This window comes from Streptomyces sp. NPDC019443, from assembly GCF_044389785.1.
GTDB lineage: Bacteria > Actinomycetota > Actinomycetes > Streptomycetales > Streptomycetaceae > Streptomyces.
The window spans coordinates 250,327-266,977 of sequence record NZ_JBIRYJ010000006.1 but is presented as its reverse complement, the minus strand read 5'-3'; the positions used below and the strand labels follow the sequence as shown (position 1 = coordinate 266,977).

Below are 16,651 nucleotides of genomic sequence, written 5' to 3'. Positions count from 1 at the left end.
GGGCCCTACGGCCTCCGCGGCGGTCGGCCCGCCGTCGCGGTGGTGGATGCGGCCGCCATCACGGCCTCTCTCCGGCAGGGGCGTCGGGGTCGTGTCCAGACTCCCGTGGGGGAGGGGCGGATTCCTCGCGCGCAGGGCCTAGTTGAGCGCTACTGCAGAGGGTGACACGGGGTGGTCTCTACTCCCCCGGGAGTAGAAACCCGACCGCCGGAGGGCCTCCGCTAGAACGGCGTACGCGCCGCCGCCAGCAGCCGCGCCGTATCGTCCGCGCACAGCCGCAGCGCCGCACCCACCGTCGTCAGCACGTCCCGCTCCGCCGGGCTGTACGGCCCGTCCGCGAGGGCGATCCGCGCCCCCTGCAGCAGGATCGACTCGCGGCCCGCGGGGGCCAGATGCGGCGCGAGCGGTTCCAGAGCCTCGTGGAGCTCGATGGCGAGCGCGGCACCATAGGGCCCGGTGTCGGTGACGAAGCGGCCGGTGTCCGCGGCGAGCGCCTCGATCAGGCCCATGAGCTGGTCCTCCGTGCAGTCGTCGAGGCCGGCCGCGCGGACGGTGGCGACGGCGGTCTCGCGGACCGAGCGGGAGGAGGTGCCGCCGGAGGCGAGGACGGCGAGGGCGACCGTGTGGACGGCGTCACGGAGCATCGCGGAGAAGCGGGCGGTGGTGGGGTGGTCGAGGCTGTCCATGCCGAAGTGGCTGTGGCAGGCGGCGCATTCGACGATCGGGCCCGCCGAGCCGCGCGGCAGCAGGGGCACACCGAGGACGGTGAAGCGGCGGCGGCCGGTGCGCCGGCGGTAGTTGCGATCGCCTCCGCAAGCGGGACAGAAGAACTCACCGTCGCCCACGGTGTTCCAGGAGGTATGAACGCCGCAGACCAGCACTTTTCGGCCGAATAGTCCTCGGGCTGGCTGCACGTCCCACCTCCGTAACTCCCCCGTAAGCCCTTCGGGCACGGGGGCGCCCCCACGGCAACATTGCCGCGTTGACGTGATGTTAGCCACAGCGATGATGCGGCGTCAGCACCCGGGAAGCAGTACGGCCGGACATGGCCGATCCTCGCCCTCGCGGGGAGCCCGGCAACCGGCAACGTTGTCCTGTGCGTCAGTACCCCATTGGCCTGCCCTGTCGCCCCAGCGCCTCACACCCCCAGGTGCCCGGCAGCCCCTTCAAACGCACATGCGAAACCAAGCAGCACTGAGTGGAATTCGTCCCGGAGACCGCCCCTTCGAGGGGCCGTGATTCGCCCGGACGATTCGCCCCACGATTCGCCGGACGGGCTTAAGTTCCAAGCCCATCCGGCAATTCGGGACGAACCGGCCGCCAGGCGGCGGTCAGCCGTCGGCCGCGCCCCGCGTCCTAGCGCGCGGCCCGGTTCACCGCGGAGACGACCGCCTTCAGCGACGCCCGCGTCGTATTCGCGTCGATGCCCATCCCCCACAGCACCTTCCCGTCGATGGCGCACTCGATGTACGACGCCGCCTGCGCCGACGCACCCTCGCTCATCGTGTGCTCCTGGTAGTCCAGCAGCCTGGCGTCCACGCCCACCGCGCTCAGCGCCTCGAAGAACGCCGAGATCGGGCCGTTGCCGGAGCCGGTCAGCACGGTCTCCACGCCGTCCACGACCGCCTCGACGGTCAGCGTGTCGATGCCGTCGGTGTCGGTGGTGGTCTGTCCGGAGCGCAGCTGGATACGGCCCCACGCATTGTCCGGGTTCGGCAGGTACTCGTCCTGGAAGACCGACCAGATCGCCTTCGGCGTGACCTCGCCGCCCTCGGTGTCCGTCTTCGCCTGGATGATCTTCGAGAACTCGATCTGCATCCGGCGCGGCAGGTCCAGCTTGTGGTCGTTCTTCAGGACGTACGCGATACCGCCCTTGCCGGACTGCGAGTTGACCCGGATGACCGCCTCGTAGGAGCGGCCGACGTCCTTCGGGTCGATCGGCAGATACGGCACGGCCCACTCGATGTCATCGACCGTCTTGCCCTGGGCGGCCGCGTCGGCCTCCAGCGCGTCGAAGCCCTTCTTGATGGCGTCCTGGTGGGAGCCGGAGAAGGCGGTGTAGACCAGATCGCCCGCGTAGGGGTGGCGCGGGTGGATCTCCATCTGGTTGCAGTACTCGCTCGTACGGCGGATCTCGTCGATCTGCGAGAAGTCGATCTGCGGGTCGACGCCCTGCGAGAACAGGTTCATGCCCAGCGTCACCAGGTCGACATTGCCGGTGCGCTCGCCCTGCCCGAACAGACAGCCCTCGATCCGGTCCGCGCCCGCCATGATCGCCAGCTCGGCGGCGGCGACGGCGGTGCCGCGGTCGTTGTGCGGGTGCACGGACAGGCAGACGTACTCACGGCGCGACAGATTGCGCGACATCCACTCGAAGCGGTCGGCGTGCGTGGACGGAGTCGAACGCTCCACCGTGGCCGGCAGGTTGAGGATGATCTCGCGTCCGGCCTCCGGCTGCCAGACGTCACAGACGGCCTCACAGACCTCCAGCGCGAAGTCCAGCTCGGTGTCGGTGAAGATCTCCGGGCTGTACTGGTAGCCGAAGATCGTCTCGTCGGTCAGGATCTTCTCGGCGTACTCCATCACCAGCCGCGTGCCGTCCACGGCGATCTGCTTGACCTGCTCCTTCGAGCCGCGGAAGACGACCCGGCGGAAGGTGGGCGCGGTGGCGTTGTACAGGTGGACGGTGGCCCGGTGCGCGCCGCGCAGTGACTCGACGGTGCGCTCGATCAGCTCCTCGCGCGCCTGGGTCAGGACGGAGATCGTCACGTCCTCGGGGATCGCGCCCTCTTCGATGATGGAGCGTACGAACGCGAAGTCGGTCTCGCCGGAGGACGGGAAGCCGACCTCGATCTCCTTGTAGCCCATGCGTACGAGCAGGTCGAACATCTCGCGCTTGCGGGCCGGCGACATCGGGTCGATCAGGGCCTGGTTGCCGTCGCGCAGATCGGTCGACAGCCACCGGGGGGCCTTGGTGATCCGCTTCTCGGGCCAGGTGCGGTCGGGGATGTCCACGGCGTCGTACGTGCCGTACTTGTGGATCGGCATCCCGGACGGCTTCTGGGTGTGGGTCGCGTTGGTGACGGGCGTGGGGCGACCGACAGAGTTGTCAGACATTTGCGTAGGGCTCCTCGGGGTCCATCAAGTTGGACGGCCGACTGAGTCGAAGCAGCACCAGATCCCGCGGGGAGGGGGTCGGCCTACGACTACAGGCCCTCGCCGCGGCAGCTAAGGAGAAGCAGCCCGAAACGCATGATGCAGATCACCATAGCTGAGGCTCGCGACGAGCGGACGTCCCGTATCAGTATGCGGGACTCGCTTCGGTTACGGGTAAACGGTGATCCATCACTCCATTTCGTCAATCATGGTGGCAACTAGTGACAGCTTCATGACCCAGTGCCACAGTCGCCCGCATGGACACCAACGCCCGCCGGGTCAACCCGGTCTTCTGCACCATCGTGCCGCCACATGTCCTCGACAAACTGGCCCGCGCCGAGAACCCCGCGATCGCCGAGCCCGCCGCCCGAACGCTCGAGCACGACGCCCTCCAGCGCACCCGGCGCCGGATCACCACGGTCCGCGGCCTGGCTCCGAGCGTGAGCGGCATCGCCTCGGACAAGCCGAACCGCACGATCTACGACGCCGAGCACCGCGAGACCGTACCGGGCAGGAAGGTGCACTCGGAGAGCGACCAGCCCACCAAGGACGCCACGGTCAACCGCGCCCACGCGGGCCTCGGCGCGACCTTCGAACTGTTTCTCTCGGCGTACGGCCGCCGCTCCATCGACGACTCCGGCCTGCCGCTGAACGCGACCGTCCACTACGGCGAGAAGTACGGAAACGCCTTCTGGGACGGCGAGCGGATGGTCTTCGGCGACGGCGACGACGATCTGTTCCTGGACTTCACGCTGCCGGTGGACGTGATCGGGCACGAGCTCACGCACGGTGTCACGCAGTACACGGCGAACCTGGAGTACTTCAGCCAGTCCGGCGCCCTGAACGAGTCCATGTCGGACGTCTTCGGCTCGCTGATCAAGCAGTACTCCCTCGGCCAGAGCGCCGACCAGGCCGACTGGCTGATCGGTGCGGGCCTGCTGGGCCCGAACGTCACGGGGGTCGCACTGCGCTCGATGAAGGAGCCGGGTACGGCATACGACGATGATGTCCTCGGCAAGGACCCGCAGCCCGCGACGATGGAGGACTACGTCAAGACCGGTCGCGACAACGGCGGCGTCCACATCAACTCGGGGATCCCGAACCACGCCTTCTACCTGGTCGCCACCGCACTGGGCGGCAGCGCGTGGGAGCGGGCGGGCCAGATCTGGTACGACGTGCTCACCGGCGGTGAGCTCGCGACGACGGCGCAGTTCACCGACTTCGCGGCCCTGACGGTGGCCGCCGCGCGCTCGCGCTACGGCGAGGGCGCGGAGCACGAGGCTCTGCTGAAAGCGTGGTCTCAGGTCGGGGTGCCTACCAACTGAGCCGTTCTCGTACTAGACAGGACTCATGCGTATCCAGGTAAGGCGCACGGGAGGATTCGCCGGCATCGAGCGGTTCGCCGAGGTCGACACCTCGGGGCAGACCGATGCGAGCGAGTGGCATGCCCTGGCCGAGCAGGCGATGGCCGACGGCCGGGACACGCCGCCGGTCGGGGTGCCGGACGGGTTCAGCTACCAGATCACGGTCGACGGGCGGACGGTGTACTGCTCCGACCCCCGGCTGTCCGAGGCACAGCGGCAACTGATCTCGCGCGTCCTCAAGGAAGGCTCCTGAGGGGCACGGGCGCCGACGCCGAAGCGGCTTCCGCGCCGTCCCCCTGAGCGATCGCGAAGTCCCGGACGAGGGCCGACAGGGTCTCGTCCGGGGTACGCGGGCCGGTGAAGTACCCGGCCCGCTCCAGCTGCGCGAGGCCGTGCAGCTGGCACCACAGCTGCCAGGCGCGCAGTGAGTCGTCGCCGTCCCAGAAGCGGCCGGCGGCGGTGCAGCGGCGGATGACGCCCTGCGGGACACGCAGCATGCCGGTGCCCATCTCGCGGTCCTCGTCCGTCAGCTCGAAGCCGGCCGGCTGGGATCCGCCGAACATGACGGCGTAGACATGCGGTTCGGCGCGGGCGAACTCCTGGTGGACGCGGCAGATCGCGTACAGGTCGGCGACCGGGTCGTCGCTGAGCTGTACGACATCGGTGCGGGCCTTGAAGCGCTCGAAGCCTTCGCGCATCACTTCGCGGACGAGCCCCGGCATCGAGCCGAAGTGGGTGTAGACGGCCATGGTCGACGCGCCGACCTCTTTGACCAGGCGCCGTGCACTCAGCGCGGCGGGGCCCTGTTCGGCGAGGACGCGGGCAGCCTCGTCGAGAAGTCCGCGGCGTACGGAATCAGCGGGTGACACGGCAGCAGGATAACGCCGTTATTGAGCCCGCACCTCGGCCTGCGCGGGCCAGACCCCGCTTGCGCGTGTCAGAACCCCAGCTTGCGCAGCTGCTTCGGGTCCCGCTGCCAGTCCTTGGCGACCTTCACATGCAGGTCCAGGAAGACCGGCGTGCCCAGCAGCGCCTCGATGTGCTTGCGCGACTTCATGCCGACCTCCTTCAGGCGCTTGCCCTTCGGGCCGATGATGATGCCCTTCTGGCTCGGGCGCTCGATGTAGAGGTTCGCGTGGATGTCCAGCAGCGGCTTGTCCGCAGGGCGGTCCTCGCGCGGCAGCATCTCCTCCACCACCACCGCGATCGAGTGGGGCAGCTCGTCCCGTACGCCTTCCAGCGCGGCCTCGCGGATCAGCTCCGCGACCATGACCTGCTCGGGCTCGTCGGTGAGGTCGCCCTCCGGGTAGAGCGCGGGGCTCTCCGGGAGCAGCGGGATCAGCAGGTCGGCCACCAGCTGGACCTGCTTTCCGCCGACCGCCGAGACCGGGACGATCTCCGCCCACTCCATGCCCAGCTCCTTGCCGAGCCGGTCGATCGCGATCAGCTGCTCGGCGAGGGTCCTGGAGTCGACCAGGTCGGTCTTGGTGACGATCGCGACCTTCGGGGTCTTCTTGATCCCCGCGAGCTCCTTGGCGATGAAGCGGTCGCCGGGGCCGAGCTTCTCGTTCGCCGGCAGGCAGAAGCCGATCACGTCGACCTCGGCCCACGTCGTCCGTACGACGTCGTTGAGGCGCTCACCGAGCAGCGTGCGCGGCTTGTGCAGGCCTGGGGTGTCGACCAGGATCAGCTGTGCTTCGGGACGGTGCACGATGCCGCGCACCGTGTGCCGGGTCGTCTGCGGCCGGTTGGAGGTGATCGCCACCTTCTGGCCGACAAGAGCGTTCGTGAGGGTGGACTTGCCCGCGTTGGGGCGGCCTACGAAGCAGGCGAAGCCGGCCCGGTGGGGGCCGTTGTTCTCATCAGTACGAGCGCTCATGGCGCCCATTCTCCCTGATGTCATGCGCCCCCGAGTACGCGCGGCCGCCGGCGCCGCAGCCGCGCCCACGCACCCGCCCCCGCGAGAGCCGCCGCGAGCACCACCGCGACCAGCCACGGCAGCGCGAAGAAGGACGCTCCAGCCGACTCGCGGACGTCCCGCGCGCTGGCCGTGAGCCGGACCTCGCCCCATTCGAGCTGGGGCGCGCCCGACCAGCGTTCGGTGAGGCGGATCTTCTGACGCGGCAGCAGTTCGGACGGGATCTTCGTCAGCTCGCGGCTCAGCAGATCGCGGCCGAAAAGGCCCTCCGCCTTGAGCGCGACCTTGGGGTTGAGGGTCACATTGCCGCGGTTGTGGAGCGTGTACGAGATCAGCGCGCTGCTCTCGCCGGTGCCCGGCACCAGGGGCTGCTGACGGGTGAGTTCGACGTTCTCGACGGAGAGCGCGGGCACGGTGGGGCCGCCCACCCGCAGATAGACGCGCGCGCCGACGGCCTGCTGGATGCCGACGACGACCGATGCCGTAGAGGGGCGGACGCGTTCGTCGAGGGCGACCAGTGCGCCGGGGTGGTCGCCGGGCTCGGCCCCTTCGGGGACCGCGAGGGTGTACGGCACGGTGACCGAGCTGTTCGCCGGGACGGTGACCCGCTCGCGGTCGAGCGTGGCCCAGGCGCCGACGCCGCGCTGCTTCTCGTTTCGCGCGCGTACGGCGAAGCCGCCGTCCCGCTCGGTGTTGTACGCGTCGGCCGCGTACAGCTGGAAGGTCCGCGGGGCCGCGGTCTTGTTGGTGACGGTCACCTGGTCGGTGAGGGTCGTGCCGGGATCGGCGGAGAGGTAGAAGTACGGCCGCCTGCCCAGCTCGGTGGGGGTCCCCCCAGCGGAGCGAGGGGGAGAGGCGGGATAGACGGACCAGTTGCCGTTGTCGGCGGCGTTCGCGGCCGCGACGGCGCCGTATCCGTGCAGCAGCACGATCAGGACCGGCAGCAGGATGAGGTGCAGCTTGCGCATGAAGCCCCCCGGGGTGGGCGGGCCGACCGGGTGCGCGCCCGGCCCGCTGTTTCTGCTTGTGGCTCGGTTCGCCGCGGTCAGGTGAGCGTGAGGGTCAGTACGCCGGAGTACGCGCCCGGGGCGGTGTACGCCGGGACATTCAGCGAGACCTTCGCGTCCACGGTGAACTCACCTCCGGTGAGCGCCCCGTTGGGGGTGGAGGCCAGGGTCGCGCCCGCGCTGCCGACGGCTCCCGCCGAACCGGCAACACAGGTGCTGGGACTGCCCTGCTTGGTGGTGCAGGCCGGCGTCCAGCCGAGCTTGCCGGCGTCGATCTTTCCGCCGGGCCCGGTGAAGTCGGTGACCTTGCCGGTCAGGGACCAGCCCGCGGGGCCGCCGCGGAAGTCCTTGACCGTCACCGTCTTCAGATCGCCGGTGGACGCCCCGCCCGTGCCGAAGTCGACCGCCGAGAGAGCGACGGTGTCACCGGCCTGGGACATGGACAACGTGCCTGCCGCGACGGAGGAGTTGAGCTTCTGGCTGTTGCCGGGCAGCGGGGTGTCGTCGATGACGGTGTACGCCGCCGGGCCCGCGCCCTTCTCCGTGGACCAGGCTGCGCCCTCGTACGCGACGATGCCGGTGGTCGCCTTGTCGTTGATCTTGAGGTGTGCGGTGAAGCCGCCGTTGGCGTCGGACTTGAAGGTCGCCCTGTCGGCGGTCTCCGCGGCTCCGGCCCGTCCGACGACGGTGATGTCGGCGAGCGGAGTGAACTTGGCGCCGGTGACGGTGACCTGGTCGCCGGGCTTGCCGGAGGCCGCGGCCAGCTGGATGGAGCGCTCATTGGCCCCGGGCTGGTCCGTCGCGACGATCGTCTCGGAGACGGGCGCGGGCGGAGTGATGACCGTGCAGGGGGTGTCCAGCTCCATGATGTAGCTGGTGTGGATGTTGTAGTCGCCGGGCGAGAGGGTGATCGAGCCGGGCGCGGTGACCGTGAAGGTGCCGGTCATCGAGAACGGCGGGAACGCGCCCTTGCCGGGGACCGGCGGATTCTTCTTGGGTCCGGTGACGGTGACGCTGCCGGCCTGGGCGCCGCCGAGGGCGACCTTGCCACTGGGCGTCATGATGTCGGCCGGGAGCGCGATGTCGACCGGGTTGCTGGCGGCCGGTTTGGTGACGGTGTAGGTGACCGTGACGGTGTCGCCGACCTTGGGGACGGCGTTGTCGACGGTGATCTGGGCGGTCGTGGTGCCGTCGATGGGCGGGATGCCGGCGATGGGCGGCGGTACGCAGTGGGTCGCGAAGTCCACCGGTGCGGAGGCGGCGGCCAATGCGTGCGCGGGCCCGGCGAGTGCCGCCGTACCGGCGACAAGGGCGACCGCTCCCAGCGCGGCGGCCCAGCGCCGCCCGCGGCCGGCAGGTTTCCGAGGGACGGATCTTCGATCAGCGGATCTTCGGGTGGCTGTAGCCATGATTGCCCCCTTCTGAGGAATGCCGGGGGCCATTGACGTGGTACGGCCGGAAGAAGTCAATGGAATCGAAATGCACCATCTGATGACCCATCAGATTCTGTCAAGATCCGCGTTTTCGCAGACCGGAAGGGGAATCGGCGCCACCGGAAAGGTGACGCCGATCCCTGTTACAACGGTGCTGTCACGCCAGGGCCTCAGCCCGCGGCGACCGACGCCTTGAGCTCCCCGTCCGGGCCGGCGAGCAGGACCGGCGTCGCGGGCCCGCCCAGGTCACGTACCGCGGCGCGGTCCTCGTCGGAAGCGGCATCGGCCTCGGAGACGACGGCCGCGGCCTCCAGGGACTTCGCGCCGCTGGCCACGGCCATGGCGACGGCGGTCTGCAGCGCGCTCAGCTTCAGCGAGTCCAGCGCCACGGTCCCCGCGACGTACGTACGCCCGGTCTCGTCCCGTACCGCAGCGCCCTCAGGCACACCGTTACGGGCCCGGGCGCTGCGCGCCAGCGTGATGATCTTGCGGTCCTCGGGGCCGAGGTCGGTGCTCTGCGTCATGCCCCGAGCATAGATCGACGGACGCGGACCGAAACGGCGAGGGCCCCGGAGCCGGGACCCTCGCCGCTTGCCGTGCTGCCGAGGTCAGCTCTGCGCGCCCTTGGTGAACTTGTCGCCCGCCAGCTTGGCCAGCGCGTCGAAGTCCTTGTGGCCCGAGGCGTCGGCCGGAACGTGCGCGACCCGAGTCACGCCGGTGCCCTGGCGAGCCACCATGAGGTTTATCTCGAACTTCACCTCGGCCATCTCCGGGAACACCATCTTCACCCGGAAGGCAAGGGACTCCTCGCCGGCCTTCGGCGCCGTGATCTTCTCGGTCTTGACGTCGGCCTTCATGCCCTCCATCTCGAAGGAGAAGCCCTTACAGGTGTCGAGCGCGGTGGAGATCGCCTTCACGAAGTCGGTGGCGCCGCTGCTGTCCTGATAGGTGAAGACCTGCTGGGCGAGCGACCTCTCGCCGCCCTCGAACTCCTGGTCCCCGCCGACCGTCGCCCCGGCGACCTTGTCGGCGAAGGTGCCGGCGATCGGCTGACACTCGGGCTTGTCCGCCTTCGGGTCTTCGTTCGAGGGCTCGGGCTTGGTGACCTTCCAGCCGGCCGGCAGGTCCTTGAGCTCCAGCGTCGCGGCCTTCATCTGCGCGGCGGTCAGCGGGGCGGGCGCCGGCGCCTCCTTGGCCTTGTCGTTGGCCTTGTCCTGCTTCTGGTCGGCGGCCCCGCCGCAGGCCGCGGTGAAGCACAGCGCGGAGACGGCGAGGGCGGCGGCGGCGCCGCGGCGCATACGGATACGCATGAGGTGGTGACTCCCCTGAATCGGAATGGCTCGTGGGGAGCTTCCCCCCTCCCCGGTAACGGGCAGAGGATATACATAGGCCCAGCTCAGCCCACCGCTGGACCCTAGGGGCAAGCCCTCGGACCCCCGCACGCCCTTCTGGGGCCCCCCACGCCTCAGGGCGTAGGGGGAGTTGTCCTCAACCTCCCCCAGACTTCGTCCGGTGGGGATCCTCAACGGGCTTGAAATATCCGCCGGACCGGACACTCGCCGGTCCCGGACGCGAAACCAAGCCTCGTCGGCCGTTAAGGCGCGGTCCGGGACGCGAATTCAGCCTCGCCGGCGTTTGAGGCGCGGGGTCCGGGGCGGAGCCCCGAAACCAAGCCCCGCCGGCGATCGAGGCGCGGGGCCCGGGGCAGAGCCCCAGTCAAGGCCGGCTCAGCCGCAGCCGTTCCGCCCTCGGCAAACCCGCCACCACCAAGTCGTACGAGTCCTCGACAAGCTCCCGGACCATCCGGTCCGGCAGCTCACCGACCGTCACGGTGTTCCAGTGCCGCTTGTTCATGTGATACCCGGGGACAACCGCCGGATGGTCCGCTCGCAGCTGGACCGCAATCTCCGGCTCGCACTTCAGGTTCACCCTCAGCGGCTCCGCGTCCAGCGCGCTGAGGGCGAAGAGTTTGCCGAGAACCTTGAAGACTGATGTCTCGGGCCCGAACGGGAACTCCTCCACCGCCGCGTTGAATTCCAGGCAGAACGCCCTGAGTTCCTGCGGGGTCACGTGGACTTCCTCTCCTCCGGCTCCGACAGCACCGTGACGATCTTGTTCCGGCGGCCGGCCGGCGACTCCGCCGTCAGCCGCAACGTGCGTCCGTCCGGCAGGTCCACCGGCGCGGAAGCCCCCGCGATCGGCACCCGGCCGAGCGCCTTCGCCAGCAGGCCGCCGACCGTCTCCACGTCCTCGTCGTCGAGTTCGTCGAGGCCGTACAGCTCGCCGAGGTCACCGATGTCGAGCCGGGCGGTGACCCGGAAGCGCCCGTCGCCGAGGTCCTCGACCGGCGGCAGTTCACGGTCGTACTCGTCCGTGATCTCGCCGACGATCTCCTCCAGGATGTCCTCGATGGTGACGATGCCGGCCGTGCCGCCGTACTCGTCGATGACGACGGCGACATGGTTGCGCTCCTGCTGCATCTCACGCAGCAGATCGCCCGCGTTCTTGGTGTCGGGCACGAACATCGCGGGCCGCATGGCCGTGGAGACCAGATCGGCCTCCGACTCGCGGTTGATGTGCGTCTTGCGGACCAGGTCCTTGAGGTAGACGACACCGACGACGTCGTCCTCGTTCTCGCCGGTGACAGGGATGCGCGAGAAGCCGGAGCGCAGCGCGAGTGTGAGCGCCTGCCGGATGGTCTTGTAGCGCTCGATGCAGACCAGGTCGGTACGGGGGACCATCACTTCGCGTACGAGAGTGTCGCCGAGCTCGAAGACGGAGTGCACCATGCGGCGCTCGTCGTCCTCGATCAGCGACTCCTGCTCGGCCAGGTCCACCATCGCCCGCAGCTCGGCCTCGCTCGCGAACGGGCCCTTGCGGAAGCCCTTTCCGGGCGTGAGCGCGTTGCCGATGAGGATCAGCAGCTGCGGGATGGGGCCCATGACGCTGGCGAGCGGGAGCAGGACGTACGCCGAGGCCGTGGCGGTGTTCAGCGGGTGCTGACGGCCGATGGTGCGCGGCGAGACGCCCACCGCGACATACGAGACGAGCACCATCACGCCGATCGCGAAAAGCAGCGCCGTCCAGGTCGCGCCGAACTCCTGCAGGCAGACGTAGGTGACCAGCACTCCGGCCGCCATCTCGCACGCCACCCGCACCAACAGGGCGACATTGAGGTAGCGGGTCGGGTCGGCGGCGACCTGCGCCAGCTTTTCGGAGCCGCGCCGCCCGGAGCGTACGGCCTCGGCGGCGCGGAAGCTGGAGACGCGCGCGATGCCCGCCTCCGCGCAGGCCGCCAGCCAGGCGACGACAACCAGCAGAATCGCGCCGAAGAGCAGTTGGCCGGTCATGAGACGGTCGGCGCCGGGGACGGACCGGTTAGGCCCTTCTCCGCCCGCCAGCCGTCGATGATCGCCGCCTGGAGACCGAACATCTCGGCCTTCTCGTTCGGCTCTTCATGATCGTATCCGAGCAGATGCAGCACCCCATGGACGGCCAGGAGCTGGAGCTCCTCGTCCATGGAGTGCTGCGTCGGAGCCTCTTCGCCCTGCTTCTGGGCGACTTCGGGGCAGAGCACGATGTCACCGAGGAGCCCCTGCGGGGGCTCCTCGTCGTCCTTGACCGGCGGGCGCAGCTCGTCCATCGGGAAGGACATGACATCGGTTGGACCGGGCAGGTCCATCCACTGGATGTGCAGTTGCTCCATGGCCGCGGCGTCCACGACGATCACCGAGAGCTCGGAGAGCGGGTGGATGCGCATCCGCGCGAGCGCATAGCGGGCGACATCGAGGATCGCCTGCTCGTCGACCTCGGTTCCGGACTCGTTGTTGACGTCGATCGACATGGCGCGCTCTGACTACTTCCCGTTTTGACCGTTTTGACCGTCGTACTTCTCGTACGCGTCGACGATACGGCCGACGAGCTTGTGCCGGACGACATCCTGACTTGTGAGCCGGGAGAAGTGGACGTCCGCGACGCCCTCCAGGATTTCCTGGACCTGACGCAGTCCGCTCTTCGTGCCGTTCGGCAGGTCGACCTGGGTGACGTCACCGGTGACGACGATCTTCGAGTCGAAGCCGAGCCGGGTCAGGAACATCTTCATCTGCTCGGCGCTGGTGTTCTGCGCCTCGTCGAGGATGATGAACGCGTCGTTGAGCGTCCTGCCGCGCATGTACGCCAGCGGCGCGACCTCGATCGTGCCCGCCGCCATCAGCCGCGGGATCGAGTCGGGGTCGAGCATGTCGTGCAGCGCGTCGTACAGCGGCCGCAGATACGGGTCGATCTTCTCGTACAGCGTGCCGGGCAGGAAGCCGAGCCGCTCGCCCGCCTCCACCGCCGGACGGGTCAGGATGATGCGGTTGACCTGCTTGGACTGCAGGGCCTGGACCGCCTTGGCCATGGCGAGATACGTCTTGCCGGTACCGGCGGGGCCGATGCCGAACACGACCGTGTGCTTGTCGATCGCGTCGACGTACCGCTTCTGGTTGAGGGTCTTGGGGCGGATGGTCCGGCCGCGGCTGGAGAGGATGTTCTGGGTGAGCACCTCGGCCGGTGTCTCGACCTCGCCATTGCCGCTCTCACTGGCTCTGAGCATGGCGATCGAGCGTTCCACTGCGTCCTCCGTCATCGGCTGCCCGGTGCGGAGCACGAGCATCATCTCGTCGAACAGGCGCTGGATCAGAGCGACTTCCGTCGCGTCGCCGACCGCGCTGACCTGATTGCCCCGGACATGGATGTCGGCCGCCGGGAAGGCCTTCTCGATCACGCGCAGCAGGGCATCACCCGAACCCAGGACCGTCACCATCGGATGCTTGGCGGGGACGGTGAAGTGGGCTCGCGCCTGCCCCTGCGCTGGGGTCTGGGCTGTGGGTGTCTGAGTCATGGGCCGGCTCTGTGGCCTGCACATACCTCCCGTTGCAGGGTTCTCGCTGCTCGACAACCTCTGGGACACCAAGCCTACGACCTGGCACTGACAAGACCGAGGGCTTTTCCGGCGGGGTGCCGGGCGAACCGCGCCGCGGCTCAGGCCGAACGGCCGAAACCGATGGTCGGCACGGCCCTGCGCAGCGGCCAGGGCCTGGTCGGGGCGGGCAGCAGCGCCTCGAGGAAGGCGTACCGGCGCAGGGCCGCGGGGTCCTGGTCGTCGCAGCCCTGGACGTACTGCCACCAGGCCGCGATCTCGGACCAGCCGGGCGCGGAGAGCGATCCGCCGAACTCCTGCACCGACAGGGCGGCGGTCAGCCCGGCGAAGGCGAGGCGGTCGGCGAGCGGCCAGCCGGCGAGGGTGCCGGTGACGAACCCGGCCACGAAGACGTCCCCGGCGCCGGTCGGGTCGAGCGCCTCCACCGCGATCGCCGGGACCTGGGCGCTCTCGCCGGTCGCGCCGTCCACGGCGTACGCGCCGTCCGCGCCGAGGGTGACGACGGCGAGGCGCACCCGGCCGGTGAGGGCGTGGGCCGCTGCGCGCGGGCAGTCGGTGCGGGTGTAGCGCATCGCCTCCTCGGCATTGGGCAGGAAGGCCTCGCAGTGCTCCAGGTCGGCCAGGTCGGCCGGGTCCCAGCGGCCGGACTCGTCCCATCCGACATCGGCGAAGACCCGGGTGCCCTTGCGCGCGGCCTGGGCGATCCACTCGTCGCGCCCGGGGGTCAGCGAGGCGATGGCGGCGCGGGCGGGCGGTGGGCAGTCGGGCGCGGACTCGGCCGGCGGGGCCTCGTGGCCGTGCGAGACCATGGTGCGCTCGCCCTCGTACGCCATGGAGACGGTGACGGGCGAGTGCCAGCCGGGGACGGTGCGGGAGAGGGAGAGGTCGATGCCTTCGCCCTGTTCGAGGGCGTCCCAGCAGTACTCGCCGTAGTGATCGTCCCCGAAGGCGGCGGCGAGCGAGGTCCGCAGCCCGAGCCGGGCGAGCGCGGTGGCCATATTGGCGACGCCGCCGGGGCTGGACCCCATGCCACGGGCCCAGGACTCGGTGCCGCGGACGGGGGCGGAGTCGAGGCCGGTGAAGATGATGTCGAGGACGACGCTGCCGGTGAGGTAGACGTCACAGTCGGGGTCGGCTGGGGTCCGCAGCGCCGCAAGCGGGTCCAGGCAGGCGGCAGTGTGGTCCAGTTGCTCTCCGTGTCGAGTGGTCACCGTGCCGCTCCCGGTACGTGGTTCAGATCAGGCCAGTCTGCCTGATGGTCGCCGGGCGGGGCCGAAAATGCAGCCCCGTGGGGGTCCCCCCGGACGAAGTCCGGGGGAATTGCGGCGCGGGTCCGGGGCGGAGCCCCGGCGGTTACCAGCGGGGGACCCGCGGCGCCACCCAGCCCGGCTCGGCGACCCGCATCGCCGCGGCGTCGTCACGGTCGCGCATCGTGCCGTCGTCGTCGAGCCAGCGCCGGTGGAGGCGGGCCAGCCGTCCGCGGTCGAGTTCGACGCCGAGGCCCGGCAGATCGGAGACAGTCAGCCGGCCGTCCTTGAATTCGAGGCGCTCGGTGATGACGTCCTCGGCCTGCCAGGGGTAGTGGCTGTCGCAGGCGTAGTCGAGGTTGGGGACGACCGCGGCGACATGGGTCATCGCGGCGAGGCTGATGCCCAGGTGGGTGTTGGAGTGCATGGACAGGCCGACGCCGAACGTCCGGCAGATCGCGGCCAGTTCACGCGTGTTGCGCAGGCCGCCCCAGTAGTGGTGGTCGGAGAGGACGACCTGCACGGCACCCCGGGCGAAAGCGTCCGGTAGCTCGGCGAAGGTCGTGACGCACATGTTCGTGGCCAGCGGCACGTCCGTCCCCGCCGCGACCTCCGCCATCCGGGCCGTCGTGGACGCCGGGTCCTCCAGATACTCCAGTACGTCGGCCAGCTCCTCCGCGACCCGCAGCGAAGTCTCCACCGACCACGCGCCGTTGGGGTCCAGCCGCAGCGGCTGCCCCGGGAACGCCTCCGCCAGCGCGCGGACCGCCGCGATCTCCTCCTCCGGCTCGAAGACGCCGCCCTTGAGCTTGAAGGAGGCGAAGCCGTAGTCACGGGCGAAGCGCCTGGCCTGGGCGACGATGCCCGCCGGGTCGACCGCAGCGCCCCAGTCGTCGGGTTCCCCCGCCCCGCCCGGGTGTCCCGCCCAGCGGTAGAAGAGATACGCGCTGTAGTCGACGGCGTCGCGCACCTTGCCGCCGAGCAGCGCGTGCACGGGCAGCCCGAATGCCTTGCCGAGCGCGTCGAGGCAGGCGACCTCGAAGCCGGAGACGACCGAGAGCCGCAGCTTGTCCGCGGTCTGCACGCCACGCAGCCCACCGACGTCGACGGCGTCCGCGCCGGTGGCCTCGGGCGAGTCGCCGCACACCAGGGCCGCGAGCCGGTGCAGCCCGTTCACATCGCTGACCCGGCAGCCGGGCAGCGCGTCCGCCAGCGGGGCTGCCAGATCGAGGTACTTGGTGTCGCCGTAGGTCTCGCCGACGCCGGTGACGCCGCCCGCCGTGACCACCTCCACGATGAGGCGGGGGGTGTACGGCTGGTGCACGCCCTGCGTGTTGAGCAGCGGCGGGTCGGCGACGAGGATCGGGGTGAGCCGCACCTCGTTGATCGTCAGGCCCTGGGCCGACTCCATGCTGTCTCCCTACATAGACGACGTGCACGGATGAGAATCGAGACTAGATACGCGAACAGAGGCCGTCAATGGGCAGGGTTGCGCGCGCCTTCAGCCGGGTGGGCCGACGGCTGCCCACGCATGCGGGTGCGCGCTCGGCAAGGCGCTGCTCGCCGAGCCGGGGCGAAGCCCCCCACGCGGCGGAGCGGCAAATC

General features: G+C 69.8%; 16 protein-coding genes. 2 read left to right on the top strand and 14 right to left on the bottom strand.

What is annotated here, in order from left to right; all coding sequences use genetic code 11:
* Window positions 1-221 precede the first annotated feature (221 nt).
* Together ACH492_RS21295 and leuA are read right to left on the bottom strand one after the other, a co-directional pair.
* Window positions 222-914, bottom strand: coding sequence for a TerB family tellurite resistance protein (locus tag ACH492_RS21295; RefSeq protein ID WP_398988760.1), 693 nt, complete (start codon window positions 912-914; stop codon window positions 222-224).
* 442 nt (window positions 915-1,356) lie between these two features.
* Window positions 1,357-3,117: a 2-isopropylmalate synthase gene (gene leuA / locus ACH492_RS21290; protein WP_398988758.1), complete on the bottom strand. Its 1,761-nt coding sequence runs from the start codon at window positions 3,115-3,117 to the stop codon at window positions 1,357-1,359.
* A 296-nt stretch (window positions 3,118-3,413) separates the two neighbouring features.
* Between leuA and ACH492_RS21285 the strand changes: the two genes are divergently transcribed.
* Together ACH492_RS21285 and ACH492_RS21280 are read left to right on the top strand one after the other, a co-directional pair.
* Complete coding sequence (locus ACH492_RS21285; RefSeq protein WP_398988756.1) at window positions 3,414-4,481, top strand: M4 family metallopeptidase; 1,068 nt, start codon at window positions 3,414-3,416, stop codon at window positions 4,479-4,481.
* Between the two features lie 25 nt (window positions 4,482-4,506).
* Window positions 4,507-4,773: a protealysin inhibitor emfourin gene (locus ACH492_RS21280; RefSeq protein ID WP_398988754.1), complete on the top strand. Its 267-nt coding sequence runs from the start codon at window positions 4,507-4,509 to the stop codon at window positions 4,771-4,773.
* Here the strand turns inward: ACH492_RS21280 and ACH492_RS21275 are convergent.
* The 12 genes from ACH492_RS21275 to ACH492_RS21220 all read right to left on the bottom strand — a co-directional run bounded on the left by ACH492_RS21275 (window position 4,757) and on the right by ACH492_RS21220 (window position 16,457).
* Window positions 4,757-5,389, bottom strand: coding sequence for a TetR/AcrR family transcriptional regulator (locus ACH492_RS21275; RefSeq protein ID WP_398988752.1), 633 nt, complete (start codon window positions 5,387-5,389; stop codon window positions 4,757-4,759). The two genes, ACH492_RS21280 and ACH492_RS21275, sit on opposite strands and share 17 nt — an antisense overlap.
* A gap of 68 nt (window positions 5,390-5,457) precedes the next feature.
* Window positions 5,458-6,399, bottom strand: coding sequence for a GTPase Era (gene era / locus ACH492_RS21270; protein WP_398988750.1), 942 nt, complete (start codon window positions 6,397-6,399; stop codon window positions 5,458-5,460).
* 20 nt (window positions 6,400-6,419) lie between these two features.
* Window positions 6,420-7,406 carry a WxL protein peptidoglycan domain-containing protein gene (locus ACH492_RS21265; protein WP_398988748.1) on the bottom strand — a complete coding sequence of 329 codons (987 nt, stop codon included), beginning with the start codon at window positions 7,404-7,406 and terminating at the stop codon, window positions 6,420-6,422.
* A 77-nt stretch (window positions 7,407-7,483) separates the two neighbouring features.
* Window positions 7,484-8,854, bottom strand: coding sequence for a beta-xylosidase (locus tag ACH492_RS21260; RefSeq protein WP_398988746.1), 1,371 nt, complete (start codon window positions 8,852-8,854; stop codon window positions 7,484-7,486).
* 194 nt (window positions 8,855-9,048) lie between these two features.
* Window positions 9,049-9,402 (bottom strand): cytidine deaminase, encoded by a 354-nt coding sequence (locus tag ACH492_RS21255; protein WP_356227654.1) that lies wholly within the window; start codon window positions 9,400-9,402, stop codon window positions 9,049-9,051.
* A gap of 84 nt (window positions 9,403-9,486) precedes the next feature.
* Window positions 9,487-10,188 (bottom strand): hypothetical protein, encoded by a 702-nt coding sequence (locus ACH492_RS21250; protein ID WP_398988744.1) that lies wholly within the window; start codon window positions 10,186-10,188, stop codon window positions 9,487-9,489.
* Between the two features lie 406 nt (window positions 10,189-10,594).
* A complete protein-coding gene (locus ACH492_RS21245; RefSeq protein WP_398988743.1) occupies window positions 10,595-10,948 on the bottom strand; it encodes an MmcQ/YjbR family DNA-binding protein in 354 nt (117 codons plus the stop codon).
* Window positions 10,945-12,228, bottom strand: a complete 1,284-nt coding sequence (locus ACH492_RS21240) for a hemolysin family protein (protein ID WP_398988741.1) — start codon at window positions 12,226-12,228, stop codon at window positions 10,945-10,947. The genes ACH492_RS21245 and ACH492_RS21240 overlap by 4 nt, the downstream gene beginning before the upstream one ends.
* Complete coding sequence (gene ybeY, locus ACH492_RS21235) at window positions 12,225-12,722, bottom strand: rRNA maturation RNase YbeY (RefSeq protein ID WP_398988739.1); 498 nt, start codon at window positions 12,720-12,722, stop codon at window positions 12,225-12,227. The genes ACH492_RS21240 and ybeY overlap by 4 nt, the downstream gene beginning before the upstream one ends.
* Before the next feature lie 12 nt (window positions 12,723-12,734).
* Entirely contained in the window at window positions 12,735-13,760 is a 1,026-nt protein-coding gene (locus ACH492_RS21230) for a PhoH family protein (RefSeq protein ID WP_398988737.1), read from the bottom strand.
* A 140-nt stretch (window positions 13,761-13,900) separates the two neighbouring features.
* Window positions 13,901-15,010 carry a carbohydrate kinase family protein gene (locus ACH492_RS21225; RefSeq protein WP_398988735.1) on the bottom strand — a complete coding sequence of 370 codons (1,110 nt, stop codon included), beginning with the start codon at window positions 15,008-15,010 and terminating at the stop codon, window positions 13,901-13,903.
* A 142-nt stretch (window positions 15,011-15,152) separates the two neighbouring features.
* Window positions 15,153-16,457 (bottom strand): glucarate dehydratase family protein, encoded by a 1,305-nt coding sequence (locus ACH492_RS21220; protein ID WP_398988733.1) that lies wholly within the window; start codon window positions 16,455-16,457, stop codon window positions 15,153-15,155.
* Window positions 16,458-16,651 lie beyond the last annotated feature (194 nt).